At 70.8% G+C, this 22,678-nt stretch carries 27 protein-coding genes; 15 read left to right on the forward strand and 12 right to left on the reverse strand.

Going from position 1 to position 22,678, the window contains the following annotated elements; all coding sequences use genetic code 11:
• Nucleotides 1-38 precede the first annotated feature (38 nt).
• Nucleotides 39-401, forward strand: a complete 363-nt coding sequence (locus tag BM396_RS12080; protein ID WP_043352080.1) for a SpoIIAA family protein — start codon at nucleotides 39-41, stop codon at nucleotides 399-401.
• A 6-nt stretch (nucleotides 402-407) separates the two neighbouring features.
• Here the strand turns inward: BM396_RS12080 and BM396_RS12085 are convergent, their stop codons facing one another.
• The 6 genes from BM396_RS12085 to BM396_RS12110 all read right to left on the reverse strand — a co-directional run bounded on the left by BM396_RS12085 (nucleotide 408) and on the right by BM396_RS12110 (nucleotide 4,655).
• Nucleotides 408-797, reverse strand: coding sequence for a hypothetical protein (locus BM396_RS12085; RefSeq protein ID WP_043352078.1), 390 nt, complete (start codon nucleotides 795-797; stop codon nucleotides 408-410).
• A gap of 359 nt (nucleotides 798-1,156) precedes the next feature.
• Nucleotides 1,157-1,363, reverse strand: coding sequence for a Trm112 family protein (locus tag BM396_RS12090; RefSeq protein ID WP_043352039.1), 207 nt, complete (start codon nucleotides 1,361-1,363; stop codon nucleotides 1,157-1,159).
• Between the two features lie 12 nt (nucleotides 1,364-1,375).
• Complete coding sequence (locus BM396_RS12095) at nucleotides 1,376-2,041, reverse strand: LON peptidase substrate-binding domain-containing protein (RefSeq protein ID WP_043352038.1); 666 nt, start codon at nucleotides 2,039-2,041, stop codon at nucleotides 1,376-1,378.
• Nucleotides 2,042-2,090: 49 nt separating this feature from the next.
• Entirely contained in the window at nucleotides 2,091-3,005 is a 915-nt protein-coding gene (trxA, locus tag BM396_RS12100; RefSeq protein WP_043388738.1) for a thioredoxin, read from the reverse strand.
• 82 nt (nucleotides 3,006-3,087) lie between these two features.
• Nucleotides 3,088-3,555 (reverse strand): hypothetical protein, encoded by a 468-nt coding sequence (locus tag BM396_RS12105; RefSeq protein WP_043388735.1) that lies wholly within the window; start codon nucleotides 3,553-3,555, stop codon nucleotides 3,088-3,090.
• A gap of 122 nt (nucleotides 3,556-3,677) precedes the next feature.
• Nucleotides 3,678-4,655 (reverse strand): glutathione S-transferase family protein, encoded by a 978-nt coding sequence (locus BM396_RS12110; RefSeq protein ID WP_043388905.1) that lies wholly within the window; start codon nucleotides 4,653-4,655, stop codon nucleotides 3,678-3,680.
• A 264-nt stretch (nucleotides 4,656-4,919) separates the two neighbouring features.
• Between BM396_RS12110 and BM396_RS12115 the strand changes: the two genes are divergently transcribed.
• A complete protein-coding gene (locus BM396_RS12115) occupies nucleotides 4,920-5,144 on the forward strand; it encodes a hypothetical protein (protein WP_043352033.1) in 225 nt (74 codons plus the stop codon).
• Here the strand turns inward: BM396_RS12115 and BM396_RS12120 are convergent.
• On the reverse strand, nucleotides 5,138-6,097 hold the full coding sequence (locus tag BM396_RS12120; RefSeq protein WP_043388732.1) for an alginate O-acetyltransferase AlgX-related protein: 960 nt from the start codon (nucleotides 6,095-6,097) through the stop codon (nucleotides 5,138-5,140). The two genes, BM396_RS12115 and BM396_RS12120, sit on opposite strands and share 7 nt — an antisense overlap.
• A gap of 72 nt (nucleotides 6,098-6,169) precedes the next feature.
• Between BM396_RS12120 and BM396_RS12125 the strand changes: the two genes are divergently transcribed.
• The 5 genes from BM396_RS12125 to BM396_RS12145 all read left to right on the forward strand — a co-directional run bounded on the left by BM396_RS12125 (nucleotide 6,170) and on the right by BM396_RS12145 (nucleotide 10,485).
• Complete coding sequence (locus tag BM396_RS12125) at nucleotides 6,170-7,285, forward strand: SPL family radical SAM protein (protein WP_043388730.1); 1,116 nt, start codon at nucleotides 6,170-6,172, stop codon at nucleotides 7,283-7,285.
• Between the two features lie 26 nt (nucleotides 7,286-7,311).
• Nucleotides 7,312-7,830 carry a 2'-5' RNA ligase family protein gene (locus BM396_RS12130; protein WP_043388727.1) on the forward strand — a complete coding sequence of 173 codons (519 nt, stop codon included), beginning with the start codon at nucleotides 7,312-7,314 and terminating at the stop codon, nucleotides 7,828-7,830.
• Nucleotides 7,831-7,861: 31 nt separating this feature from the next.
• Entirely contained in the window at nucleotides 7,862-8,620 is a 759-nt protein-coding gene (locus BM396_RS12135; RefSeq protein ID WP_043356220.1) for a phosphatase PAP2 family protein, read from the forward strand.
• Between the two features lie 102 nt (nucleotides 8,621-8,722).
• Nucleotides 8,723-9,091, forward strand: coding sequence for a PilZ domain-containing protein (locus BM396_RS12140; RefSeq protein ID WP_043388725.1), 369 nt, complete (start codon nucleotides 8,723-8,725; stop codon nucleotides 9,089-9,091).
• A gap of 83 nt (nucleotides 9,092-9,174) precedes the next feature.
• Complete coding sequence (locus tag BM396_RS12145) at nucleotides 9,175-10,485, forward strand: Gfo/Idh/MocA family protein (protein WP_043388720.1); 1,311 nt, start codon at nucleotides 9,175-9,177, stop codon at nucleotides 10,483-10,485.
• Between the two features lie 6 nt (nucleotides 10,486-10,491).
• Here the strand turns inward: BM396_RS12145 and flgH are convergent, their stop codons facing one another.
• The 4 genes from flgH to flgF all read right to left on the reverse strand — a co-directional run bounded on the left by flgH (nucleotide 10,492) and on the right by flgF (nucleotide 14,019).
• Nucleotides 10,492-11,241: a flagellar basal body L-ring protein FlgH gene (gene flgH, locus BM396_RS12150; protein WP_043352094.1), complete on the reverse strand. Its 750-nt coding sequence runs from the start codon at nucleotides 11,239-11,241 to the stop codon at nucleotides 10,492-10,494.
• A gap of 36 nt (nucleotides 11,242-11,277) precedes the next feature.
• Complete coding sequence (flgA, locus tag BM396_RS12155; RefSeq protein ID WP_043388903.1) at nucleotides 11,278-12,351, reverse strand: flagellar basal body P-ring formation chaperone FlgA; 1,074 nt, start codon at nucleotides 12,349-12,351, stop codon at nucleotides 11,278-11,280.
• A gap of 121 nt (nucleotides 12,352-12,472) precedes the next feature.
• Entirely contained in the window at nucleotides 12,473-13,264 is a 792-nt protein-coding gene (gene flgG, locus BM396_RS12160; RefSeq protein ID WP_043388717.1) for a flagellar basal-body rod protein FlgG, read from the reverse strand.
• Between the two features lie 14 nt (nucleotides 13,265-13,278).
• Nucleotides 13,279-14,019, reverse strand: a complete 741-nt coding sequence (gene flgF, locus BM396_RS12165) for a flagellar basal-body rod protein FlgF (protein WP_043388715.1) — start codon at nucleotides 14,017-14,019, stop codon at nucleotides 13,279-13,281.
• A gap of 255 nt (nucleotides 14,020-14,274) precedes the next feature.
• Here flgF and fliL point away from each other — a divergent pair, with 255 nt between their 5' ends.
• The 8 genes from fliL (at nucleotide 14,275) to BM396_RS12205 (ending at nucleotide 21,974) form a co-directional block, all read left to right on the forward strand.
• Nucleotides 14,275-14,823: a flagellar basal body-associated protein FliL gene (gene fliL, locus BM396_RS12170; protein ID WP_043352102.1), complete on the forward strand. Its 549-nt coding sequence runs from the start codon at nucleotides 14,275-14,277 to the stop codon at nucleotides 14,821-14,823.
• A 64-nt stretch (nucleotides 14,824-14,887) separates the two neighbouring features.
• Nucleotides 14,888-16,105, forward strand: coding sequence for a flagellar motor switch protein FliM (gene fliM / locus BM396_RS12175; RefSeq protein ID WP_085987666.1), 1,218 nt, complete (start codon nucleotides 14,888-14,890; stop codon nucleotides 16,103-16,105).
• A 19-nt stretch (nucleotides 16,106-16,124) separates the two neighbouring features.
• Nucleotides 16,125-16,625 carry a DUF6468 domain-containing protein gene (locus BM396_RS12180; RefSeq protein ID WP_043352105.1) on the forward strand — a complete coding sequence of 167 codons (501 nt, stop codon included), beginning with the start codon at nucleotides 16,125-16,127 and terminating at the stop codon, nucleotides 16,623-16,625.
• Nucleotides 16,622-17,482 carry a MotE family protein gene (locus BM396_RS12185; RefSeq protein ID WP_043388713.1) on the forward strand — a complete coding sequence of 287 codons (861 nt, stop codon included), beginning with the start codon at nucleotides 16,622-16,624 and terminating at the stop codon, nucleotides 17,480-17,482. The genes BM396_RS12180 and BM396_RS12185 overlap by 4 nt, the downstream gene beginning before the upstream one ends.
• Nucleotides 17,483-17,604: 122 nt before the next feature.
• Nucleotides 17,605-19,242, forward strand: coding sequence for an ABC transporter ATP-binding protein (locus BM396_RS12190; RefSeq protein ID WP_043388711.1), 1,638 nt, complete (start codon nucleotides 17,605-17,607; stop codon nucleotides 19,240-19,242).
• A gap of 2 nt (nucleotides 19,243-19,244) precedes the next feature.
• Nucleotides 19,245-20,468, forward strand: coding sequence for a phosphopentomutase (locus tag BM396_RS12195; protein WP_043388709.1), 1,224 nt, complete (start codon nucleotides 19,245-19,247; stop codon nucleotides 20,466-20,468).
• Nucleotides 20,469-20,480: 12 nt separating this feature from the next.
• Nucleotides 20,481-20,672, forward strand: a complete 192-nt coding sequence (locus BM396_RS12200; protein ID WP_043388707.1) for a DUF1192 domain-containing protein — start codon at nucleotides 20,481-20,483, stop codon at nucleotides 20,670-20,672.
• A 3-nt stretch (nucleotides 20,673-20,675) separates the two neighbouring features.
• Nucleotides 20,676-21,974, forward strand: coding sequence for a leucine-rich repeat-containing protein kinase family protein (locus BM396_RS12205; protein WP_043388704.1), 1,299 nt, complete (start codon nucleotides 20,676-20,678; stop codon nucleotides 21,972-21,974).
• An 80-nt stretch (nucleotides 21,975-22,054) separates the two neighbouring features.
• Here the strand turns inward: BM396_RS12205 and BM396_RS12210 are convergent, their stop codons facing one another.
• Nucleotides 22,055-22,654 carry a cysteine hydrolase family protein gene (locus tag BM396_RS12210; protein WP_043388702.1) on the reverse strand — a complete coding sequence of 200 codons (600 nt, stop codon included), beginning with the start codon at nucleotides 22,652-22,654 and terminating at the stop codon, nucleotides 22,055-22,057.
• Between the last annotated feature and the right edge of the window lie 24 nt (nucleotides 22,655-22,678).

The following is a 22,678-nucleotide window of genomic DNA, read 5'->3' on the forward strand; positions in this document are numbered from 1 at the left end:
ATTGGCCGGGACGCATGCGGTTCCCGGAGGAGCGATCAGTGCTGACTTATACCAAGACGCCGGATTCCAACGTCGCCGAGATCGTGGTCGACGGGAAGATCACCGACGAAGAGATGAACGCCATGATGACGGCGATGAAGGCCGACCTCGACAAGGGCGGCAAGATCAAGCTGCTCGAGGACATCCGCGCCTTCGAGGGCATGGAGCCGGCCGCCTTCTTCAAGGATCCGCGCTTCGGCTTCTCGATGATGAAGAGCGTCAGCCACGTCGCCCTGGTGACGGACGCACCCTGGCTCAAGGCGCTGGCCGAAACCTTCAATTTCGTCTCGCCGACCCAGATCAAGGTGTTCGAGCGGGCCCGCATCGACGAGGCGCGCACCTGGCTCGCAGCCGCCGTCTGAGCGGTCTCAGTCGGCCTGCGCGGTGCGGGTATCGCTGCGCCGCGCGGTCCAGTGGCCGGAGCAGAGGGACGAGACCTTCCAGGTCCCCGCGCCGCTCCCGGCCCGGAGCCGCCCCGTTCCCGTGCCGCTCGCGGTGCCGTTGTTGACGGTGAGCCCGACGCTGCCATCGGCCCCGACATGCCCGTTCACCTGCGCGCCGGCGGCGCCGGAGATCAGCTGCACGTGACCCTCGCGAATGGCGAGCGCGTAGGTGTAGCGGGCGCTGCACAGACCGGTTTCCGTGACCAGTTCCACCGACCACCGTCCGTTATGCGTGCCGGGCTCCGCGCTGGCGGGCGCGCAAAGGGGAAGGAACAGGCCGGCGGCGAGGGCCGCGACGGCGGTCAGCTTGATCATGCGGGGCGATCTCTCAGCGAAGTGGATGCCGCCTGAGGCGGGATGCACGGTCAGAATCATCGATCGGGGATGACTCGACGCTGAACGATCGAAGCGGCAAGAGTATGGCCGCCACGCGTTAGCTCAAGATAGATCAGGGTCGGCGAAGGGCGGAGTAATAGTCAAGCTCGATAGAGCCGAATCTGCTCTCCGATCGGAAGACCTGATGCCAAGTCTCGCCGACATCCTGAGGTTTGGCAGGGGGCGGCCGGCACGGGGCGCGCCGAGCCCGACCGGAGGGAGTGGGTCCCGTAAGCACGGGGCGCTCGGGATGCGAAGCGACGCGGGCTGCCCCCCGCGCAAACGAGCGGCCCGGGCGATCAGTCCGTCAGCGGCCGGGCTTCTTCCGGCAGCATGATCGGGATCCCGTCGCGGATCGGATAAGCGAGCTTGGCGGAACGGCTGATCAGTTCCTGGCGGACGGAATCGTATTCCAGTGTCCCTTTGGTCAGCGGGCAGACCAGGATCTCCAAAAGCTTCGGGTCCACGCGGGTCGCTTCGACGGGGGCGGTGAGGTCGTTGGTCATCGTTCGTGCAGCCTATTGCATCGTCGACTCGGGGCCCGAGCCGCGAACCAGTTCCATCTGCGTGACCGCGATCAGGATCTCGGCCCGCGTCTTCAGGTCGGGGGCCTCGAGCATCGCCTGTTTCTCGCGCACACCGAACGGACTCATCATGCAGAGGGCGTTGACCAGCGCCTCGTCGGGCGCCTCGTCGATTCCGGCCCAGTCCACCTTGAGGTCGTTCGACTCTACGAAGTCGCGCAACGCCTTGAGCACGCCCGCGCGGTCGACCTGCTCCTCGCCCGCCCGGGGCTCGAAGTCCACAGCGAAGTCGTCATAGGAGACGTGGCAGCGGCGATAGGGGCCGATCGAGGCCAATTCACTCTCGACCCGGAAGCGCGTGATGCCGGTGAGCGAGATCAGGTATCGTCCGTCGCCGGTCTCCGCGTACTGGGTCACCCGCCCCGCGCAGCCGACGCGGTAGAGTTTCGGATTGGCCCCGCCCGATCCTTCCGGATCCGGCTGGATCATGCCGATGATCCGGTCCGTGCGCATGGCATCGTCGACCATGGCGAGATAGCGCGGCTCGAAGATGTTCAGCGGCATCTGCCCGCGGGGCAGCAGCAGCGCCCCGGAGAGGGGGAAGACCGGGATGACCGCGGGACAATCCGCCGGGCCCTTGTAGCTCGCATGGGTGCTCATGGCGCCTCCCGGGGGGGCCGATTGGTGGTCCGAAGCGCGAGCCGGAACCTCACGAGAACAAAAGCGCCGAGAGCTTGCGCCGTCCGCGGATCGTATCCGGATCCATCACGCCCCAGGCCTCGAAGAACTGCAGCAGCTGCTTGCGCGCCCCGTCGTCGTTCCAGTCCTTGTCGCGCCGGCGCAGTTCGATCAGGTGGTCGACGGCCTGGCCGCGTTCGCCCCGGGCGGCGAGGCCCAGCGCGAGGTCGAACCGCGCCTGATGGGCGTCCGGGTTGGCCTCCACTTCCCGCTGCACGCCCGCGAGATCGCCGAGCGAGGCGGCCTGCTCGGCGAGTTCGAGGGCGGCGCGGATGCCGGCGAGCGCCGGATCGCCAGCCTTCGCCTCCGGCACCATGGCCAGAACCCGCTTGGCGTTCTCGATCTCGCCCGCGTCGAGCTGCATCTTGGCGAGGCCGGCCAGCGCCGTGACGTTGTCGGGCTGCTGCTCCAGGACCGCCGCGTAGATTTCCGCAGCACCGGCGAGGTCGCCCTCCTCGATGAGGGCGGCGGCGTCCGCGAGCGCGGCCTCGAGCGGATCCTGCTGAGGACCGGCCACGCGCCCGATCAGCTCCTTGATCTGGCTCTCGGGGACGGCGCCCATGAAGCCGTCGACCGGCTGGCCCTTCTGGAAGACGATGACCGCCGGAATCGACTGGATGCCGAGCTGGCCTGCGATCGAGGGATGCTCGTCGATGTTCATCTTCACCAGGGCGACCGCGCCGGCAGCCTCCCGGACCACCTTCTCCAGCACCGGCGTGAGCTGCTTGCAGGGTCCGCACCAGGGCGCCCAGAAATCGACCAGCACAGGCCGGTGCATCGACTCGGCGAGCACGTCCTGCCGGAAGCTCGCAGTGGTCGTGTCCTTGATGAGGGTGCCGGTGTCGCCGGCCGGGGCACCGCCCCCGGCGAGGGTGTCGTTGAGCATCGGTCTGGCTTCGGAACCTTTTTCGTGGAGTTCCCTAAATGGGGCTTCCGCCATGATCTGACCAGCCCAAAGACAGGGACGCTCAGCGGGCCGGTGCGGCGGCCGGCGCACCGGCAGGCGCCTTGGCCGCAGTCACGAACGTTCCGGCAAACGGGCGTCCGTCGGCCGTGCTGGCCTCGCAGGTGATCGCGGTGCGGCCCGGTTCCGGGGTGGAGAAGCGGCAGGCGCCGATCGCCAGGATCGGGGCGCCATCCTTTCCGGTGGTGACCACGTTGATCGGCTGCAGCGGATCGGTCTCCTCGGTGGCTTCCTGCTGGGCGCCGTTACCGCTGAAGCTGAGCGCCTGACCGTCGGAGGTGGTGAAGTCGAAGCTGGTGCGATTGCGGCTCACCGCGTTCGTCAGGACGTTGCTGCAGGAGCTGCTCAGATCCTGCGTGCCGATCACGAGCTTCTCGCAGGTGCCGTCCAGCCGCAACGCGGCCTGGGCGCAAGCCGCAGAGGGAAGACTGACGAGAGCGCAGAGCAGCGCGAGGCGCAGGCGATTGGTCATGGCGGGTCGGGCATCCTCCGGTTGAGAGCCGAACTAGGCGCACGGCGTCCGCCGTCGAGGGGGCGGTATCGGGACGGGGCCGGCGTCGGGCTCACCACGGGCCGAACCCCAGCCGCAGCCGGCTAGCCCGCAAACCGCAGGGCGCGGTCGTTCGGGGCGGCGAAATCCAGCTCCGGTCCGAGGGGCACGATCCCCGTCGGATTGATGGTCGGATGGCTCTCGTAATAATGCCGCTTGATATGCGTCAGATCGACGGTCGGCGCGATGCCGGGCATGGCATAGAGATCGCGGAGATAGTTCGACAGGTTCGGATAGTCGGCGATCCGGCGCCTGTTGCACTTGAAGTGCCCGACATAGACCGCGTCGAACCGCACCAGGGTGGTGAACAGGCGGATATCCGCCTCGGTCACGCGGTCGCCGCAGAGGTAACGGCTCCGGTCGAGCCGCGCTTCGAGCGCATCGAGCTCGGCGAACAGGGCCTCGAAGGCTTGGGCATAGGCGCCCTGGGTGGTGGCGAAGCCCGCCTTGTAGACACCGTTGTTCACCCGGTCGTAGACCCGAGCGTTCACCGCGTCGATCTCGGGACGCAGGTCCGCCGGGTAGAGATCCGGACCCGTACCCCCGAAGGCGTCGTTCAGCATCCGCAGGATCTCGGCGGATTCGTTCGACACGATGGTGCCGCGCTCCCGGTCCCACAGCACCGGCACGGTGACGCGGCCGCTGTAGGACGGGTCGGCCGCCAGGTAGACCTCGTAGAGGCGCCGTGCGCCGTGGATCGGGTCCGGCGTCGCGCCCGGCGTGTCACCGAACACCCAGCCCTCGGCGCCCATGTGCGGATCGACCACCGAGACGGAGATCACGTCTTCCAGCCCTTTGAGCGCGCGCCCGATCAGCGTGCGGTGCGCCCAGGGACAGGCCAGGGAGACGTAGAGATGGTAGCGGCCCGGCTCGGCCCGGAAGCCGCCCGATCCGGACGGGCCCGGTGATCCGTCGGCGGTCACCCAGTTGCGGAAGGCGGAGGCCTTGCGCTCGAAGCGGCCGCCCGTCGCGGCGGTGTCGTACCACTGGTCGCGCCAGATGCCGTCCACGAGGAGGCCCATCGTCGTCTCCGGTCCCATAAGCGATCCGACCCAGATGGGCCTCGCGCGGCGTCTGTGAAGACGGATGCCGGTCTGCATCCGAGGAGCGCCGACCGCGCGACCGGTGCGCCCGTTCCCGCCGGCCCGCGAGTTCTGCGCAAGGCAGGGCTGCGCCGATCCTTCTGTTGCGGTGCAGCAAACTGAGCCATCTCTCGGGCACCCACCCGTCGCCGCGCACGTGCCGCAGCGGCCCGATCGCGTGGGGAGATCGATGGAGGTGAAGTGATGTCGTTCGCGCTGGTGCCCGTCGCCGAGGCGGCCCTGTTCACGTTCGGATGCTTGGTGATCCATGCTCTGCGGCGCCATGCCGACGTGGTCACGGCAACGCTCGCGTGCCTCGCGACACTCCTCGTCCTGATGATCGGGATCGCCTGCGCGCCGGAATCCGTCGCCAAGTATCAGGCCGCCAGCGTCACCGACTTCGCCCGCCTGGATCCGGCCATCTACTGAGGCGCCACGGCACGTCCCAGGCCGTCGCTCCCGAGCCGTGCGAGGCGACCGCCCGTCCCGCGCTGACCGGCGACGGCCACGTCGAAATCGTCCTTCGGCAGCTTGGCCAGGAAGCGCTCGGCGATCTCGAACAGCAGGATGTCCGGACGCACGCGCTCGATGTAGGGCCAGTCGAGGCTCGAGGACCAGACGAAGTGAACCTCGCTGAAACTCTCGGCGAGCAGCCCGGTCAGCAGGAACGGGTCGAAATGGGCGCAGGAATCGCCGAACAGGACGAGCCGTCGCGGATCGGCCCCCGGGGACGGGTTTCGATAGACGACATGCGCGCCGACATGCACCTCGCGGTCGCGTCCCTGCGCCTCGTAGGCGGCCAGTAGCGGCCCCGTCTCCACCCGCATCGCATCGCGCTGCAGCATGAACCGCTCCAGCCGCTCGCGCGGCCGCTCGGGCAGCTTCTCGCCGAGATCCATGATCTGTTCCGAGACGGTACCGGGACGCCCGCCGATATCGGCGGGCGGAACCGCCCCGAGCGCCCGCATGATCTCGCGATAGGCCAGCAGGCACCCCTGCGCGGTCCAGTGGGTGTCGGTGCGCAGGTAGAGCGGCGTCGCTCCGTTGCGGGCAGCGCGAAGCGGCGCGAGAAGGTCGAGATAGGCCGGGTGTCGCGCGAGGCGTCGGGCCAGTCGCCGGGTCGAAGCCTTAGCCGGCGCGTAGCGCAGGCCGTCGGTCTTGTCGTCGTAGACCGACAGCTTCTCCGGCACGATCACGTGGAGGCAGCGAATGCCGAGGTCCTCGGCCCGCCGCGCACGGGCCTTGATCAGCCGCGTCCAGCCGCGCAGCAGCAGCCAGTGCCGCAGACCGCCGCGATACCGGTCCATGACCCGGTTGGTTCCTCCGGTGAGAAATAACCAGCCGTCGCGGCCGACATGGACGCTCTCCCTGCCTGAAGACATGACGGTGCTTTAGCCGCACCGTGAGCGGGCGACTAGGCCGGACCCGGTGCCGGGACGAGGCGTTCCTCAGGCATGCCGCCTTCGTCCCTCCCGGCCGTTCAGACCCCCGATGGCCCGGAGCCCGTCCGCCCGGGGCGCCCGTGGCGCCCGCGCCGGGTGCTGGTGATGCCGTCCGCTCTGGAGCATCCCCATGGCCGGGCCATGCTGGCCCGCGCCGAGGCCCTGGGCCTGCCGGTGGAGCGCCTGCCGTCCAACCGCCTACCGAGCCCGCGCGAGGCGGATCCCCGCCGGGCCTACGCGGCCGCGAAGGCGACCCTCGTCCTGACGAACGCCCCGCCGACCAAGCTGCGGCTGCAGCCGATCCCGCCCTCGGCCGACTGGCGCTTCGACCTTGCCGAGGGCTGCCCCGCCCATTGCCAGTACTGCTACCTCGCCGGCTCGCTCGCGGGGCCGCCGGTGACGCGCGCCTATGCCAATCTCGAGGCGATCCTCGGCAACCTCACGGCCTATGCCGGGCGCGGGGCAGTGACCTCGGCGTCCCGGGAGCGGGCGCACGAGGGAACCACCTTCGAGGCGTCCTGCTACACCGATCCCCTCGGCATCGAGCACCTGACCGGCTCGCTCTCGGCGGCGATCCGGCATTTCGGCGCCTGGGACGCGCCGGTTCAGTTGCGCTTCACCACCAAGTTCGCCGCGGTGGCACCGCTCCTCGACCTGCCGCACAACCGGCGCACGCGGATCCGCTTCTCGGTCAACCCGCGGGCCGCCGCGCGTTACGAGGGCGGCACCGATCCCCTCCCCGCCCGGCTCGCCGCCATGGCCGAGGTGGCCCGGGCCGGTTATCCGGTCGGCCTGACCGTCGCGCCGATCCTGCCGGTCCCGGACTGGGAGGCGGCCTATGCCGGGCTGATCCGCGCCGCCGCCGACGCCCTCGCCGATGTGCCGGATCTCGACCTCACCGCCGAACTCATCACCCATCGCTTCACCCCCGGCTCGAAGGCGGTGCTGCGCGGCTGGTATCCCGGCTCGGACCTGCCCCTCGACGAGGCCGAGCGCGTCGAGAAGCGCACCAAGTTCGGCTCCGTGAAGTATGTCTTCCCGAAGCTCCTGATGCAGGCGATGCGCAGCCACCTCACCGCGTGCCTCGCCCGAGACCTGCCGACGGCGCGGATTCTATACTGGACCTGAGCGGCTTCGGGCGCCATCTGGCCCGCATGATGGATGCGGACCCCCTGATCCTGACGCTCGCCTTCGATGAGCCGACCTTCGCCCGGTTCGACGGCGAGCGGCGTCGCTACTTCCCCGAAGCGCTGAATCGGATTCCCGCCCATGCGACCCTGTTCCACCACCTGCCGGGCGACCGGGAGCGGGGCGTGATCGAGGCCATCACCGCCCTCGCCCGCACCGTTCCGACGCCGGAGGTCGCCGTGACGGGCCTGCGCTTCACCGGCCGGGGCGTCGCCTACGTGCTCGAATCCGATGCGCTGTCGAACTTCCGGGCCCGCCTTGCGCAGGGCTTCGCGCCTCATCTCACCGCCCAGGATCGGCAGGGCTGGCGCCCCCACGTTACGGTCCAGAACAAGGTGGCTCCGGACAAGGCCCGGGCGCTCCACGCCGACCTGTCGGCCGGTTTCGCGCCGTTCCGCTTCGCCGCGCCGGCGACGCTGCTCTGGCGCTACCGTGGCGGTCCCTGGGATGCGGTGGCCCGCCTGCCCTTCGGAGAGAACGACTGATGACGCACGTCCCCGACCCGGATCCCGCCGCATGAAGGCCCCGAGCCAGATCCGCAACAATCGCCTGATCGAGCCAGCCCTGGCGGTGTGGCTGCGGTTGCGCCTGAACGAAGTCGGTCCCCTCGTCGCCCTGCTCTGCCTGAGCACCCTCGGCTATGGGTTCTTCTACCTCGCCCACGAGGTCGGCGAGGGCTCCACCGCGGCCCTCGACCGCCGGATCCTGCTCGCCCTGCGCAACCCCGCCGATCTCGCCGATCCGATCGGGCCGCCCTGGCTCGAGGAGACGATGCGCGACATCACCGGGCTCGGCAGCGTCTTCACGGTGCTGTTCCTCACCTGCGCGGTGGCGGGCTATCTCGCCGTGTCCGGGCGGCGGCGCATCGGCCTCTACGTCCTGGCCGCGGTGGGCAGCGGCGAGCTGGTCTCGACCTTGCTGAAGATGCTCTACCACCGGCCGCGACCGGACCTCGTCCCTCACGGCATGGAAGTGTTCACGGCGAGTTTTCCGAGCGGCCACGCCACCATGTCGGCCATCGCATATCTGACCCTGGCGACCCTCATCGCCCGGGTCGAGCGCAACCGCCGCGCGAAGGCACTGGTCCTGGCCCTCGGAGTCAGCGTGACGCTGCTGGTGGGCATCAGCCGCATCTATCTCGGCGTGCACTGGCCGAGCGACGTGCTGGCCGGCTGGTGCATCGGCGCGGCCTGGGCATCCCTGTGCTGGTTCGTCGCCCTGCAGCTGCAGCGTCGCGGCGAGGTCGAGGCGCCCGATCCGCCGCCGCCCGCCTGAGGCCAACGTTAAGGTAAACCGACGGTTAAAGGAGACGGGCCGGTCCGCTTCGGGCTCAATGGCGGTTGTCCCGACATCCGCACCCATCAGGATGAAGCGCTCGTGGTCGACCGACGCCGTACTGCCCGACGCCGCGTCTGCCTGGGCGGCCGACTCCGCGTCGCGGCCTTTCTGCCGGATCTCGACTGCACGGTCCGCGACGTGTCCCTGGACGGGGCACGGATCCGGGTCCCTGCCGACGCCACGCTGCCCGATTGCATCGAGCTGTTCATCCCCTGCCGTGGCGAGACCCGGCGGGCCTTCATAGCTTGGCGGGCGGGCGAGAGCGTCGGTCTCGGTTTCGCCGAGACGGGGGCCGCGACGCAGCCGGCGGCGATCGCGCGCCGGCTCGCCGCCAGCGAGGCGGAGGTGGCGCGTCTGCGCGCCGCGCTTCTCGACGGAAACGGCACGCCGCCGGGTCGCGTTCACTGAGAGCGCGGTCCCGCCCTCGGCGGCTTCCACACCACGCGGCGCCCAAGGCGCCTCCATTCCGTCCCGGCGACACGGCGAGGCCCATGGCAGACGACACCCGGCTCTCACGACGCAATCTTCTCGCGGCCGGGGGCGCCCTGGCCGGCGCCGCGATGGGCGGCGGCGCCCAGGCCGCCCCGGCGGGCACTCCACCGGCCCCCTCGGTTCCGGCCGATACCGGCGCCGTGCAGGGCGGACGGGTGATGTTCCCGAACTGGCGCGGTGCCGGCGACAGGCCGCCCGCCCCGAGCCCGGCGCCTCAGCCACCGGGCCAGCGGGTCGGCTACTGCGTCGTCGGTCTGGGGCGCCTGAGCCTCGACGAGATTCTCCCGGCTTTCGGCGAGGCCAAGCGCGCCCGCCTGGCGGCGGTGATGTCGGGCTCCCCCGACAAGGCGAAGCTCGTGGCCCGGCAATACGGGCTGCCGGACGATGCCGTGTACGGCTACGACGGGTGGGATCGGCTGAAGGCCAACCCGAACGTCCAGGCGGTCTACATCGTCACGCCGAACGGCGTGCACCGGGACAACGTCGTGGCGGCCGCGGCGGCGGGCAAGCAGGTGCTCTGCGAGAAGCCGATGGCGGTCTCCTCGGACGAGTGCCGCGAGATGATCGCGGCCTGCGCCAAGGCCGGCGTCAAGCTGATGATCGCCTATCGGTGCCAGTACGAGCCGCACAACCGGGCCGTGATCAAGCTCGCCCGTTCGGGCGAGTTCGGCCGGCCCCGGCTGATCCAGGCCTTCAACGGCCAGACCACGGGACTGCCGGAGCAGTGGCGCCTGCGGAAGGCGCTGGCAGGGGGCGGGTCGCTGCCGGATATCGGGCTCTACTGCCTGAACACCACCCGCGCGGTCCTCGGCGAGGAGCCGAACCTGATCCAGGCCCAGATCCACTCGCCGCCGGACGATCCCAAGTACCGCGAGGTCGAGGAGACGGCGAGCTTCACCCTGCACTTCCCGTCCGGCGTGATCGCGCAGTGCCTGTCGAGCTACGGGGTCTACGAGGCGCGAAGCCTGACCCTGCACACCGGAACCGCCGCCATCGACCTCCAGAACGCCTTCGCCTACCAGGGCCAGCGGCTCATCATCGGCCACCGCGACGGCAAGAACGCCGCGCGGGACGAGAAGGTCCTGAGCCCCAAGAACCAGTTCGCCCTGGAACTCGACCACTTCGCGCGCTGCATCCAGGAGGATCTGCGCCCCCGCACCCCCGGCGAGGAGGGGCTGCAGGATCAGGTGCTGATGGAGGCGATCTACGAGGCCGCGCGGACCGGCGCTCCGGTCAAGGTCGGGCCGCCCCCCGGCGCCGGGTCCGGCCTCGACGTCACCCGTGGGCCGGAGCCGGAGGAGCCGGGCTGAAGAGCCTCAGAACGGCAGCAGGATGTCGACGATCTGCTGGCCGTAGCGCGGCTGCTGCACGTCGGTGATCTGGCCCCGCCCGCCATAGGCGATCCGGGCCTGGGCGATCTTGGTCGAGTCGATGGTGTTGTCCGACTCGATATCCTCCGGCCGGACGACGCCGGCGACCACCATCTCGCGCACTTCGAAGTTGACGCGGATCTCCTGCTTGCCTTCGACCACGAGGTTGCCGTTGGGCAGAACCTGGGTGACCACCGCGGCGACGTTCGTCGTCACGGTCTCGGCGCGCTGGACCGAGCCGGCACCGTCATTGGCGGTGGCCGAGGTGGCGGACAGCAGCGCGGTGCTGCCGACGCCGAAGGACTTGCCGACCGCGTTGTTCTCCAGCCCCAGGGCGTTCGGCAGGCCGAAGCTCTCGGTGTTGGCCCGGGAGCGCTTGGTCTCGTTGCTGATGTTGGCCTGATCGGTGACGTTGACCTTCACGGTCAGGAGGTCGCCGAGCCGGGCGGCGCGCTGATCCTTGAAGAAGGCGCGGGAGCCCGTCCGCCACAGCGAGTTCGGGGCGTACGAGACCGGCTGGACGTCGGGCATCGGCATCCGCACCGGCTTGTAGCCCGGCTGGGTGGTGGGATCCTCGATCGCCGACAAGGCCGGGGTCGCGCCCACCTGCGAGAGGCGGTCGGCGGTGTTGCAGGCACCGAGCGCGCCGGCGATCAGAGCGGCGGCGAGCGGGTTCAGGACGATGCGGCGGGCCATCGGGCAATCACTCTTCGACGCGTGCAGGACGGGCGGTCAGCGCAGGGAGGCGGTCGCCTGGACGGGGGCGGCGCCGGCGGCCTGCTGAGCCGCGGGGCTGGGGCTCACCGAGACCCGGCCGGGGCCGATCACGGTGGCCTGCAGGATCTTCTTGGAGGCGACGTTGACGACGTTGACGACGGCGCCCATGCGGCCGGAATCGTTCGACAGGCCGCGCATCGACAGGCTGACGTTCGGCGTCTCGTACACGATGGTCACGTTCTCGCCGCGCGCGACCAGCTCGGGCGGGGCGGTGTCGGTCATCCGCAGCACGGTCCCGACGGTGAGCGTGTTCTGGGCGACCTCGCCGATGACGGCCGTGGCGCTTCCCTGCGCGTCGGAGGCGATGGTCTCGCGCGGACGCCGCTCCGCCACGACGTCGCCCTCCTTCACCGGTTCGCCGCGGTTGAGCGTCCGGGTGAGCACCGCCACTTCGCGCAGTTCGACGACCACGCCGGATACCCGCAGGGAGGCCTGCCGCTCGCCGAGGCTGACCAGCCCCGCGACGCGGCGGGAGCGCAGGTCGTAGGTGACGTCGAGGGCCGCGGCCTGCCCTTCGAGGTCCACCGGAGCGAGCAGGGTCGGGCCGTCGCCGTCGAAGCGGATCGTGACGCTGCGGGGGTCGAGCCCGTAGCTGGTCTCGAGGCCGCGCTTGAGCGCGGCTTCGATCTCCGGCGGCCCGAGGCGGCGGGCGGCGCGCTGCACGGCGATCTGCAGCCGGCCCCCGGTCTCCAGGTTGGCGAGACCCAGGGCGGCGGCCGCGTCGAGGATGCGGCGGGTCTGGATCGTCCCGGTGGCACCCAGGGTGGGTGCGCGGAACAGCGGACGCGCGGCCAGGCGCTCCGGCACGCCCTCGACCAGGTCGGCCAGCGTCAGGATGTCTCCGCGGGCTGTGACGTCGCCGCGCAGCCGCAGACCTTCAGCCTGGGCCATGGCGGGGATCGCCAGGGCGCCGAGGACCGCGAAGGTCAGGAAGGCCAGCACCGCGCGCAGGATCACGGCCGAGCCCAGGGGGGAGACCCGCGGCCGGGGACGGCGGATGATCGGGCTGATGTCACTTCCGTCCGCCATGCCGATACGGGGCAGATCGAGGGTCTCGAAGTCGGGATCGGGATGAGCGGGATGGGCGGGATGAGCGGGATGCATGCCGGCATACATGTTCAGGGACCTGAAGCGGGTGCGGGTCGCGCGGTTAGCTGCGGAACATCTGCGTGGTGGTGGAGAGCATCTGGTCGGCCGCGGTGACGACCTTCGAGTTCATTTCGTAGGCGCGCTGCGCGGCGATCAGGGACGAGATCTCGGTGACGGCGTTCACGTTCGCCTCTTCCAGGTAGCTCTGCTGGAGGTTGCCGAAGCCGTCGGCGCCCGGCAGGCCGCTGATCGCCTGCCCGGAGGCCGCGGTCTCGACGAACAGGTTGTCGCCGATCGATTCGAGGCCGACCTTGTTGACGAAGCGCGAGAGCTGGAACTGGCCGAGCGCCTGCGGCGCCGTCTGGCCCGGAATGCTCGCCTGCACGACGCCCGTCGCGCTGATCGTCACCGACGTCGCGTTCTGCGGCACGGTGATGGCCGGATCGAGCAGGTAGCCGTCGCGGGTGACGAGCTGGCCCGAGGCCGAGAGGTCGAAGGAGCCGTCCCGGGAATAGGCGGTGCGGCCGTCCGGGAGCGTCACCCGGAAGAACCCCTCGCCGCGGATCGCGACGTCGTAATCCTTCTCGGTGGACGAGAGCGTGCCCTGTGACATCACGCGGGCTGTCGAGGTCGTCTTCACGCCCGAGCCGAGGGCGAGGCCGGCGGGAAGCTGGGTGTTCTGCTGCGAGGTCGAGGCGCCGGCCCGTCGCAGGTTCTGGTAGAGCAGATCCTGGAAGTGCACCTGCTGGCGCTTGTAGCCGGTGGTGCGCAGGTTCGCGATGTTGTTCGAGATGACCTGGACGTTGAGTTCCTGGGCCGCCATGCCGGTGGCGGCGGAGTAGAGGGCGCGCATCGGCCGAGCTCCCCTTAGGCGACGTCGGCGAGGCGGCGGATCGCCGTGCCCCGCAAGTCGTCGAGGCGCGAGATCATGCTCGACACCATGGCGTAGGACCGGTTCACGTCCATCAGCCGGGTCATCTCGATCACCGGGCGGACGTTCGAGCGTTCCAGCGCTTCGGATTCCAGGCGTCCGTCGATGCCGGCGGGGCGTGCCGGCTCCGGCGAGGCGTAGAGGTTGCCCCCCTCGTTGGTCAGCCGCTGCGGGTTGGCGAAGGTGACGAGCTTGATGCGCCCGCGGATGCCGAGATTGGTCGAAACGGTACCGTCGGGGCCGATGGCGAGGCCGGTCTCCTGCGGGTTGATGGTGATCGGTCCGCCCTCGCCCGCCACCTTGTAGCCGTCGCTGGTGACGAGCGCGCCCTGCGGGTCGATCTCGAAGGCGCCGTTTCGGGTGTAGCGCTCGCCCTGGGGGGACTGCACGGCGATGAAGGCCGCGCCCTTGATCGCCACGTTGAGCGGGTTGCCGGTCCGCTCGACCGGGCCCTGCCCGAGATCGAGGGTGGTGCCCTGGTCGATGACGTAGGAGAGACGCCGGTCGGGCCGGGCGAACGAATCCGCGCTGGCCACCGGCATCAGGTATTCCTGGAAGCGGGTGTTGCGAGCCTTGAACCCGGTGGTCGAGACGTTCGCCATGTTGTTGGCGATCACGTCCAGCTCGCGCTGGAGCGCCATCTGGCTCGACACGCCGACGAAGAGGGCATTCTGCATCGTGGACTCTGGGACTCGCGGGCCGCGGAGGCGGCAACGATCCATTCAGCATCCGCTGTGCCAAACCCAACGGAAGAAAATTCCATCGTTCTGACAAAGGCTTGACGGGGATTGCGCGGTCGTCGCGTCGGCGCCGGGTCTGCGTTGCGGCAAACCTGGCCCGGCAGGAATTGCCTGCTTAACGGCACGTTAACCGTGATGCTCCGATATCCGGGTGTACCTGGCGCGCAGTCTCCCGCGAGAGAGCATTATTCCATGGCCAAGAAGCCGAAGAAGGCCTCCGCCGAGGAAGGCGGGGCCGGAGCCGAAAGCGCCCCGAAGGGCAAGAAGAAGCTCATGATCATGGTGGCCGTCGCGGTCCTGCTCGTGGGCGGCGGCGCGGGCGCCTTCCTGATGATGGGCGGCGGCGGCGGCAAGGAGGCCGCACAGGACGGCGGCCACGGCGGAGGGCACGGCGCAGACGGCAAGGGTGTCGGCCCGGACGGCAAGAAGCCCGTGGTCTTCGTGGACGTGCGCGAGATGCTCCTCAACCTCAGTCCGGACCAGCCGCAGGACAAGGCCCGGTACGCGAAGGTCCGGATCGCCCTGGAGCTGAAGGACGCGAAGGCCGAGGAGGAGGTCAAGCCGCTGATGCCGCGGGTGGAGGACGCGCTGCAGGTCTACATGCGCGAGCTGCGCGCCAGCGACATCACGAACTCGGTGGGCCTGTTCCGGCTGCGCGAGGAATTGCTGCGGCGGGTCAACATCGCCCTGTATCCCGCCAAGGTCGATGCCGTGCTCTTCAAGGACGTGATCGTCCAATGAGCGCGCCTGCGACCACCCCCATCGCCTCCAACCCCGCGCCGGGCCGGCCCCCGATCGAGCACGCCTGATGGAACCCGAGGACGAACTCCCCGAGGACGATTGGTCGGCAGCCCTTCTGGAGCAGGGCGCCGAGGGCGGCGACTCGTCCCTCGCCGAGGAATGGGGCGCGGCCCTCGCCGAGCAGGGCACCACGCGCAACGCGAGCGACGTCGCCGCCGAATGGGCGACGATGATCGAGGACGGGGAGAGCGACAACCTCCCCGAACTCGCCGGCAACGACCGGGTGCTGAACCAGGACGAGATCGACGGCGTCCTCGGCTTCTCCATGCGCGAGCTCTCGGCCTCGGGGGCCGGGGGCGTTCAGGCCATCGTCGATTCGGGCGTCGTCCAGTACGAACGCCTGCCGATGCTGGAGATCGTCTTCGACCGGATGATCCGGTTGCTGTCGACCTCCCTGCGCAACCTGTTCCAGGACAACGTCGAGGTGACGCTGGACAACATCACCTCGGTGCGCTTCGGCGACTATCTCAACGCGATCCCGCTGCCGACCCTGCTCGGCGTGTTCCGGGCCGAGCAATGGGAGAATTCCGGCCTCGTCACGGTCGATTCGAACCTCGCCTACGCGACGTTCGACCTGCTGCTCGGCGGCAAGCGCGGCGGCTTGTCGAGCCGTCTGGACGGTCGCCCGTTCACCGCCATCGAGATGACGCTGGTGCGCCGCCTCGTGGAGATCGTGCTGGGCGATCTCGAGCTGTCGTTCCAGCCGCTGTCGCCCGTGACCTTCGGCATCGACCGGATCGAGACCAACCCGCGCTTCGCCACGATCACGCGGCCGGGCAACGCCGCGATCCTGATCAGCCTGCGCCTGGACGTCGACGGGCGCGGCGGCATGCTGCAGATCCTGTTCCCCTACGCGACGATCGAGCCGATCCGGGAGCTCCTGACCCAGAGCTTCATGGGTGAGAAGCTCGGCCGCGATCACGTCTGGGAAGGCCACCTCGCCACCGAGATCTGGCAGGCCGACGTGACCATGGAGGCGGTGCTGCACGAGATGATGCTGCCGCTCAAACAGGTCATGAGCCTGAAGGTCGGCGAGACGCTGATGTTCGACGCCAAGCCGTCGGATCTCATCACCGTGCGCTGCGGCGACTGGGCGCTCACCCAGGGGCGGATGGGCCGCGTCGACGGGCACATCGCCGTCCAGGTCACGCGGCCCCTGCGCCGCTCGCGCACGACGATCCAGGCCTACGAGGCCTCGATGAACAACCGGTCGGACAATTAGGGCCGATGAGGGTCCCAACATGAGTCTCTTCGTCACCCTCGCCGCCGACATCCTGGTTGCCGTCCTCCTGGCGGCGACCATCGTCACGTCCCTCCGTCTCTCGCGCCGCATCGGCCAGATGAAGGGCGACGAGGCCGCCCTGCGCCAGACCATCGGCGACCTGATGGTGGCGACCGGCACGGCCGAGCGGGCCATCGCCGGTCTGCGGGCGACGATCGACGAGGGCGACCGCACGCTGAACGCCAGCCTGGAAACCGCCACCATCCGCGCCGCCGAGCTGAAGCTGCAGGTCGAGGCCGGCGAGGGCGTGATCACGCGCATCGGCGCCATCGTGGCGCAGATGCGCGCCGTCCCGATCCGTCCCGAGCCGTCCCCTGAGCCGAGGCCCGCGCCGGAGATCCCGCCCGAGCGCAGGCCGGAGCAGGCCGGTCCGAACGGGGAGCGCCTCGGGGTGGCGGCCGCGGCGGCCCTCGCCATGAGCGAGCGCGCCCTCGCCCGCGTCCGGGCGCGCGCCGCGTGACCGGCGTAAAGGCCCCGAAGATCCCGCCGCCGAAGCCGGATCCCGAGGAGCGGATACGCCGCGCCGCGACGCCGCAGCGGCGCGCGCGCCGGAAGCCCGTCCGGCAGTTCCGGCTGCGCCTCATCGACGCCGTGGCGCTGGCGGCGGGCGGGCTGCTCGTGCTCAAGCTGCTCAGCCTGCTGCAGGCCGGCCTGCCGGAGAGCGCCGAGCTTCCGGAATACGGGCGCGCGGTCGCCCGGGCGCGCACCGGCTACGAGCCCTACGACCCGGTGACGACCGGATCGGTGGACGCCAAGGAGGCGCCGGCCGCCGCGACCGAGAAGTCGCCGGAGCCGCCCCCGGCGCGGCCCGCACCGCCCGCGGCCGGGAACCCGGCCTCGCCCACCGAGCGCCTGCTCCTGGAGAAGCTCGGCGCCCGGCGCGACGCCCTGCGCCAGAAGAGCGAGGAGCTGGAGCTGCGCGAGAAGATGCTGGGGGAGGCCGAGCGCAAGCTCGAGACCGGCCTGGGCGACCTCAAGAAGGCCGAGGACAAGGTCGACGCCGTCGCGAAGGCGAAGGAGGACGCCGAGAAGCAGGGCCTGAAGAACATCGTCACGATGTACGAGGCGATGAAGCCCAAGGACGCCGCCCGGGTGTTCGACCGGCTCGGGCTCGACGTACTGGTCCCGATCGTGCTGGCCATGAATCCCCGCAAGATGTCCGAGGTCCTGGCGGTGATGCAGCCCGAGACCGCCGAGCGCCTGACCGTGGCCCTCGCCAACCGCGCCCGCGGCGCCGGAGGGCCGCAGGCCCAGGCCGGGATGGGGCTGCCCGCCAACGAGTTGCCGGCGATCGATCCCGGGGCGCCGGCGCGCTAGGAACGCGGCGCAGCGCGGGCGGCCGCGCGACTTCCCGGAGTCTGCCGTCGCACATGTCGGGTGGGCGTCATGCGGCACCCGCACGGGCTAGGGTCCGGGGCCGGGCGCGCTATAAGGGGCTCATGTCAGAGGCCGATCCCCAGCCGCTCCTCGCCGTCGAGGACCTGTCCGTGGCGTTCCGCGCGCGGGAGGGCGAGACCGTGGCGGTCGACGGCGTCTCCTTCGCCATCCGCCGGGGCGAGACCCTCGCCCTCGTGGGCGAATCGGGATCGGGCAAGTCGGTGACGGCGCTGGCGATCCTGCGCCTCCTCGATGGATCGGCCCGGCAGGACGGCCGGATCCTGTTCAAGGACCGCGACCTCGCGCAGCTGCCCGAGCGGGCGATGCGCGACGTCCGCGGCGCCGACATCACCATGGTGTTCCAGGAGCCGATGACCTCGCTGAACCCGCTCCACACGATCGAGCGGCAGATCGGCGAGGTACTCGGCCTGCATCGCGGACTCTCCGGCAAGGCGGCCCGTCGGCGGATCCTGGAGCTTCTGGACCTCGTGGGCCTGCGCGACGCGGAGCGGCGCATGGGCGCCTACCCGCACGAACTCTCCGGCGGCCAGCGCCAGCGCGTGATGATCGCCATGGCGCTCGCCTGCGAGCCGGACCTTCTGGTCGCCGACGAGCCGACCACGGCCCTGGACGTCACCGTGCAGGCGCAGATCCTGGCGCTGCTCGCCGACCTGCAGAAGCGCCTCGGCATGGCGATGCTGTTCATCACCCACGATCTCGGCATCGTCGAGCGGATCGCCGACCGCGTCTGCGTGATGCTCAAGGGCCGCATCGTGGAGGCCGGTGCGACCAAGGCCGTCTTCGCGGATCCGCAGCACGAGTACACGCGCCGCCTGATCGCCTCCGAGCCGAAGGGCCGGGCCAACCCCGTCCCGGCCGATGCCGCGCCGCTGCTGGAGGCCGGGCCCCTGAAGGTCTGGTTCCCGCTGAAATCGGGTCTGCTCCGGCGCGTCACCGGCCATGTCAGGGCCGTGGACGGCGTGTCCCTGCGGGTCCGGACCGGCGAGACCGTCGGCGTCGTCGGCGAGTCCGGCTCCGGCAAGACGACCCTCGGCCTCGCCCTGCTGCGGCTCACGCGCTCGGAAGGGCCGATCGTCTTCCTCGGACGGGCGATCGACGGCTTCGGCGTGGCGCAGATGCGCCCGCTGCGGAAGGACATGCAGGTGGTCTTCCAGGATCCCTACGGCTCTCTCTCGCCGCGCATGTCGGTGGCCGACATCGTCGCCGAGGGGCTGGTGGTGCAGGGCGCGGCGCGTTCCCGGGCGGAGCGCCGCGCCGTGGTCGCCAAGGCCCTGACCGATGTCGGGCTCGACCCGGCCGCCATGGACCGCTACCCGCACGAGTTCTCCGGCGGCCAGCGCCAGCGCATCGCCATCGCGCGGGCCATGGTCCTCAATCCCCGCTTCGTCGTCCTCGACGAGCCGACCTCGGCCCTCGACCGCTCGGTCCAGGCGCAGATCGTGACCCTGCTTCGCGACCTCCAGCGCGAGCGCGGCCTCGCGTACCTGTTCATCAGCCACGACCTGAAGGTGGTGCGGGCCCTCGCCAACTACGTGATCGTCATGCAGAACGGCCACGTGGTCGAGGAAGGCCCTGCGGAGTCGATCTTCGCGAAACCTCAGACCCCCTACACCCGCGCCCTGTTCAAGGCCGCCTTCGCCCTCGAGAGCGACGCGCCCGCCGAGCTGGAATCCGCCTGACCATGGCGCGCGCCCTCATCATCGTCCTCGATTCCGTGGGCGTGGGCGGGGCCCCGGATGCGGAGAGCTACGGCGATGCCGGCTCCGACACGCTGGGGCATATCGCCGAGCGCTGCGCGGAGGGAAGCGGCGATCGGGCGGGGCTGCGCGCGGGTCCGCTGCGTCTGCCCCATCTCGCCGGACTCGGGCTCGGACTGGCGGCCGGCGGCGCCTCGGGCCGCATCCCGCCGAACCTCGCGCCGGCGGGGCCGCCGCGGGGCGCCTACGGCCACGCGGTGGAGAAGGCCGCCGGCAAGGACACGCCCTCCGGTCACTGGGAGATCGCCGGGCTTCCCCTGACCGAGCCCTGGGGGCATTTCCCCGACACCCGGCCGGCCTTCCCGCCGGAGCTGACCCGCACGCTGATCACGGAAGGCGGCATCCCGGGCATCCTGGGCGATTGCCACGCGCCGGGCGTCGCGATCATCGACGCGCTGGGCGCCGCGCATGTCCGGACCGGACAGCCGATCTGCTACACCTCGGCCGACAGCGTGTTCCAGATCGCCGCCCACGAGGAGGCGTTCGGGCTGGAGCGGCTCTACGACCTGTGCCGCGTGGCGCGCCGGCTGTGCGACCCCTACCGCGTCTGCCGGGTGATCGCCCGGCCCTTCGTGGGCTCGGCGGAGGCGGGCTTCCGCCGGACCGGCAACCGCAAGGATTTCGCGGTCGCGCCGCCCGGGCGCACCCTGCTCGACCGGGCCGAGTCGGCCGGCCGCGCGGTGGTGAGCGTCGGCAAGATCGGCGACATCTTCGCCCACCGCGCCACCGGCCGCGAGATCAAGCCGGGCCCGAATGCGGCCTGCGTGACGGCGGGACTCGCCGCGCTGGCGACCCTGCCGGCGGGCGGCCTGATCTTCGTCAACCTGGTGGATTTCGACACGGAGCACGGCCACCGCCGCGACGTGCCGGGCTATGCCGCGGAGCTGGAGGCGTTCGACGCCCGGATCCCCGAGATCCTGGCGGCGCTGGCGCCGGGCGACCTCGCCATGATCACCGCCGATCACGGCAACGATCCGACCTGGACCGGGACCGACCACACCCGCGAGCAGGTCCCGGTCCTGGCCTTCGGCCCCGGCGTGGCTGCCCGGTCGATCGGCCGGCGGGAGACCTTCGCGGATATCGGCGCCACCGTGGCGGCCCATCTCGGGCTGGCCTGGGACGGGGCCGGAACATCGTTCCTGGACTAAGGAGGACACGACGTGCGGGACGACGACGACCGGCCGCGCAAGGCCGTTGCCCACGAGATCGGGCAGCCCCTCGACACGCTCTCCCTCGGGGATCTCGACGCGCGCGTCGCGCTCCTGCGCGCCGAGATCGCCCGGCTCGAGGCGGCGCGGGCCGCCAAGCAGGCGGCGCAGGGCGCGGCCGACGCTTTCTTTAAGCGGAGCTGAAGCTTGGACCGGAGCGAAACCCTCGCGGCCCTGCGGCGCGGCGATCTCGGCGGCGCGCGGGAGCTGCGGCTGCCCGACGGGCTGACGGCGGTGCCGCGCGAGGTGTTCGCCCTCGCCGACACGCTGGAGGTGCTGGATCTCGGCCGGGGCGACCTCGCCGACCTGCCGGACGATTTCGGCCGCCTCCACCGCCTGCGCGTGCTGTTCTGCTCCGGCAATCCGTTCCCACGCCTGCCGCCGGTGCTCGGCGCCTGCCCCGCGCTCAGCCAGTTGGGCTTCCGCGGCTGCGGCATCCGCGAAGTCCCGGCGGAGTCGCTGCCGCGCGACCTGCGCTGGCTGACGCTGACCGACAACGCGATCGCGGAGCTGCCCGCCGCCCTCGGCGAGCGGCCGTTGCTCCAGAAGCTGATGCTGTCGGGGAACCGGATCGCGGCGCTGCCGGACAGCTTCGCGGGCGCGGCGCGTCTCGAGCTGATCCGGCTCTCCTGCAACCGGCTCGAAGCGCTGCCGCCCTGGCTCGGCACCCTTCCGCGCCTCGCCTGGGTCGCCTACGCGGGCAATCCCGCCGAGCCGGCCTCCGAGCCCGCGGACGCGCCGCGCGTGCCGTGGGCGGACCTGGACGTCGGCGATCAGCTCGGTGAAGGCGCATCGGGCCGCGTCTTCCGCGCGGCCTGGCGCGGTCCCATCGCCGCGCAGGATGTCGCCCTGAAGCTGTTCAAGGGCGCCATGACCAGCGACGGCCTGCCCGAGCGGGAGATGGAGGCCTGTCTCGCTGCCGGCACGCATCCGGCGCTTACCGGTGCGCTGGGCCGGCTCCACGATCATCCCGCCGGCGTCCAGGGGCTACTGCTCCGGCTTCTCCCGTCGCACTGGCGGGTGCTCGCCGGCGCGCCGAGCCTCGCGAGTTGCAGCCGCGACGTCTACGATCCGAGCCTGCGGCTGGAGCCGGCCAAGGCCCTGCGGATCGCCCGCTCGGTCGCGGAGGCGGTGGCCCATCTGCACGGGCGCGGGCTGCTCCACGGCGACGTGTATGCCCACAACACCCTGTGGGATGCCGCAACCGGCGCCGCCGTGCTCAGCGATTTCGGTGCCGCCTCGGCGCTCCCGGACGGACGGGGCGGCGCGGTGCTGGCGCGGGTCGAGGTGCGCGCCGTCGGCATCCTGATCGATGAGCTGCTCGATCGTTGCGCGACGCCGCCGGAGACTCTGCGGGCTCTGGCGCAGGCCTGTATGCAGCCGGATCCCGACGGGCGGCCGGCGCTCGACTCGGTGATCGACGAGATCGACCGGCTTCAGTCCTGATCCCGTCGGATTCGGCAGTACCGCCGCTTCAGGCGGATACCGCGCGGGCTCTGCGGAGCGGGAGCCTTGTTCCCACGGCGTCAGTCCGGGATGTCGCCCTGCCCGCGCGCGATCACGGCGAACAGATCGCCGAGGGCGGCGAGGCTCGCGGCCTGGAGCTGGGCTGCCGGCACCACGTGTCCGTCCGGCCCGGGAAGATCCCGCGTCGCCGTGGCGGCGGCCACGACGGTGGGACGGAACCCGAGGTTGAAGGCGCTCCGGGCGGTGGAATTGACGCACATATGCGTCATGAATCCCGCCAGGATGACGTCCTGCACGCCGGCTTCCTGGAGGCGTGCCTGCAGGTCCGTGCCCACGAAGGAACTCGGATAGGCCTTGGTGATCACCGGCTCGTCGCCCTGCGGCGCCACCTCCGGGCTGATCTGGCCGATCGGCGCGGTCACATCGTAGGGCGTTCCCGGCCCGGCATTGTGGCGGACATGGATCACCGGGATCCCCGCGTCGCGCGCCCGCTTCAGCAGGCCCGCGGCCTCGCGGAGCGCAGGCTCGACGCCCTCGAGCCGCATGACGCCCTCGCGATAGGTCTGCTGCAGGTCGATCATCACCAGAGCGGAGCCCGTGAGCGGGGCCGGCGCGGGGCTCAGGCCGGACAGGCCGCGCAGGGTTGCCAGATCGGACATCGGCGCATCTCCCATGGCGCCGCC

Origin of the sequence: Methylobacterium sp. UNCCL125 (genome assembly GCF_900116795.1) — a bacterium.
Lineage (GTDB): Bacteria > Pseudomonadota > Alphaproteobacteria > Rhizobiales > Beijerinckiaceae > Methylobacterium > Methylobacterium fujisawaense.

What these genes read in the sequence shown, in the direction of transcription:
- BM396_RS12085 (WP_043352078.1), bottom strand. Translation starts at nt 797, where the DNA reads ATGATCAAGCTGACCGCCGTCGCGGCCCTCGCCGCCGGCCTGTTCCTT.
- BM396_RS12090 (WP_043352039.1), bottom strand. Translation starts at nt 1,363, where the DNA reads ATGACCAACGACCTCACCGCCCCCGTCGAAGCGACCCGCGTGGACCCG.
- BM396_RS12095 (WP_043352038.1), bottom strand. Translation starts at nt 2,041, where the DNA reads ATGAGCACCCATGCGAGCTACAAGGGCCCGGCGGATTGTCCCGCGGTC.
- trxA (WP_043388738.1), bottom strand. Translation starts at nt 3,005, where the DNA reads ATGCTCAACGACACCCTCGCCGGGGGCGGTGCCCCGGCCGGCGACACC.
- BM396_RS12105 (WP_043388735.1), bottom strand. Translation starts at nt 3,555, where the DNA reads ATGACCAATCGCCTGCGCCTCGCGCTGCTCTGCGCTCTCGTCAGTCTT.
- BM396_RS12110 (WP_043388905.1), bottom strand. Translation starts at nt 4,655, where the DNA reads ATGGGCCTCCTCGTGGACGGCATCTGGCGCGACCAGTGGTACGACACC.
- BM396_RS12115 (WP_043352033.1), top strand. Translation starts at nt 4,920, where the DNA reads ATGTCGTTCGCGCTGGTGCCCGTCGCCGAGGCGGCCCTGTTCACGTTC.
- BM396_RS12120 (WP_043388732.1), bottom strand. Translation starts at nt 6,097, where the DNA reads ATGTCTTCAGGCAGGGAGAGCGTCCATGTCGGCCGCGACGGCTGGTTA.
- BM396_RS12125 (WP_043388730.1), top strand. Translation starts at nt 6,170, where the DNA reads ATGCCGCCTTCGTCCCTCCCGGCCGTTCAGACCCCCGATGGCCCGGAG.
- BM396_RS12130 (WP_043388727.1), top strand. Translation starts at nt 7,312, where the DNA reads ATGATGGATGCGGACCCCCTGATCCTGACGCTCGCCTTCGATGAGCCG.
- BM396_RS12135 (WP_043356220.1), top strand. Translation starts at nt 7,862, where the DNA reads ATGAAGGCCCCGAGCCAGATCCGCAACAATCGCCTGATCGAGCCAGCC.
- BM396_RS12145 (WP_043388720.1), top strand. Translation starts at nt 9,175, where the DNA reads ATGGCAGACGACACCCGGCTCTCACGACGCAATCTTCTCGCGGCCGGG.
- flgH (WP_043352094.1), bottom strand. Translation starts at nt 11,241, where the DNA reads ATGGCCCGCCGCATCGTCCTGAACCCGCTCGCCGCCGCTCTGATCGCC.
- flgA (WP_043388903.1), bottom strand. Translation starts at nt 12,351, where the DNA reads ATGGCGGACGGAAGTGACATCAGCCCGATCATCCGCCGTCCCCGGCCG.
- flgG (WP_043388717.1), bottom strand. Translation starts at nt 13,264, where the DNA reads ATGCGCGCCCTCTACTCCGCCGCCACCGGCATGGCGGCCCAGGAACTC.
- flgF (WP_043388715.1), bottom strand. Translation starts at nt 14,019, where the DNA reads ATGCAGAATGCCCTCTTCGTCGGCGTGTCGAGCCAGATGGCGCTCCAG.
- fliL (WP_043352102.1), top strand. Translation starts at nt 14,275, where the DNA reads ATGGCCAAGAAGCCGAAGAAGGCCTCCGCCGAGGAAGGCGGGGCCGGA.
- BM396_RS12180 (WP_043352105.1), top strand. Translation starts at nt 16,125, where the DNA reads ATGAGTCTCTTCGTCACCCTCGCCGCCGACATCCTGGTTGCCGTCCTC.
- BM396_RS12190 (WP_043388711.1), top strand. Translation starts at nt 17,605, where the DNA reads ATGTCAGAGGCCGATCCCCAGCCGCTCCTCGCCGTCGAGGACCTGTCC.
- BM396_RS12195 (WP_043388709.1), top strand. Translation starts at nt 19,245, where the DNA reads ATGGCGCGCGCCCTCATCATCGTCCTCGATTCCGTGGGCGTGGGCGGG.
- BM396_RS12210 (WP_043388702.1), bottom strand. Translation starts at nt 22,654, where the DNA reads ATGTCCGATCTGGCAACCCTGCGCGGCCTGTCCGGCCTGAGCCCCGCG.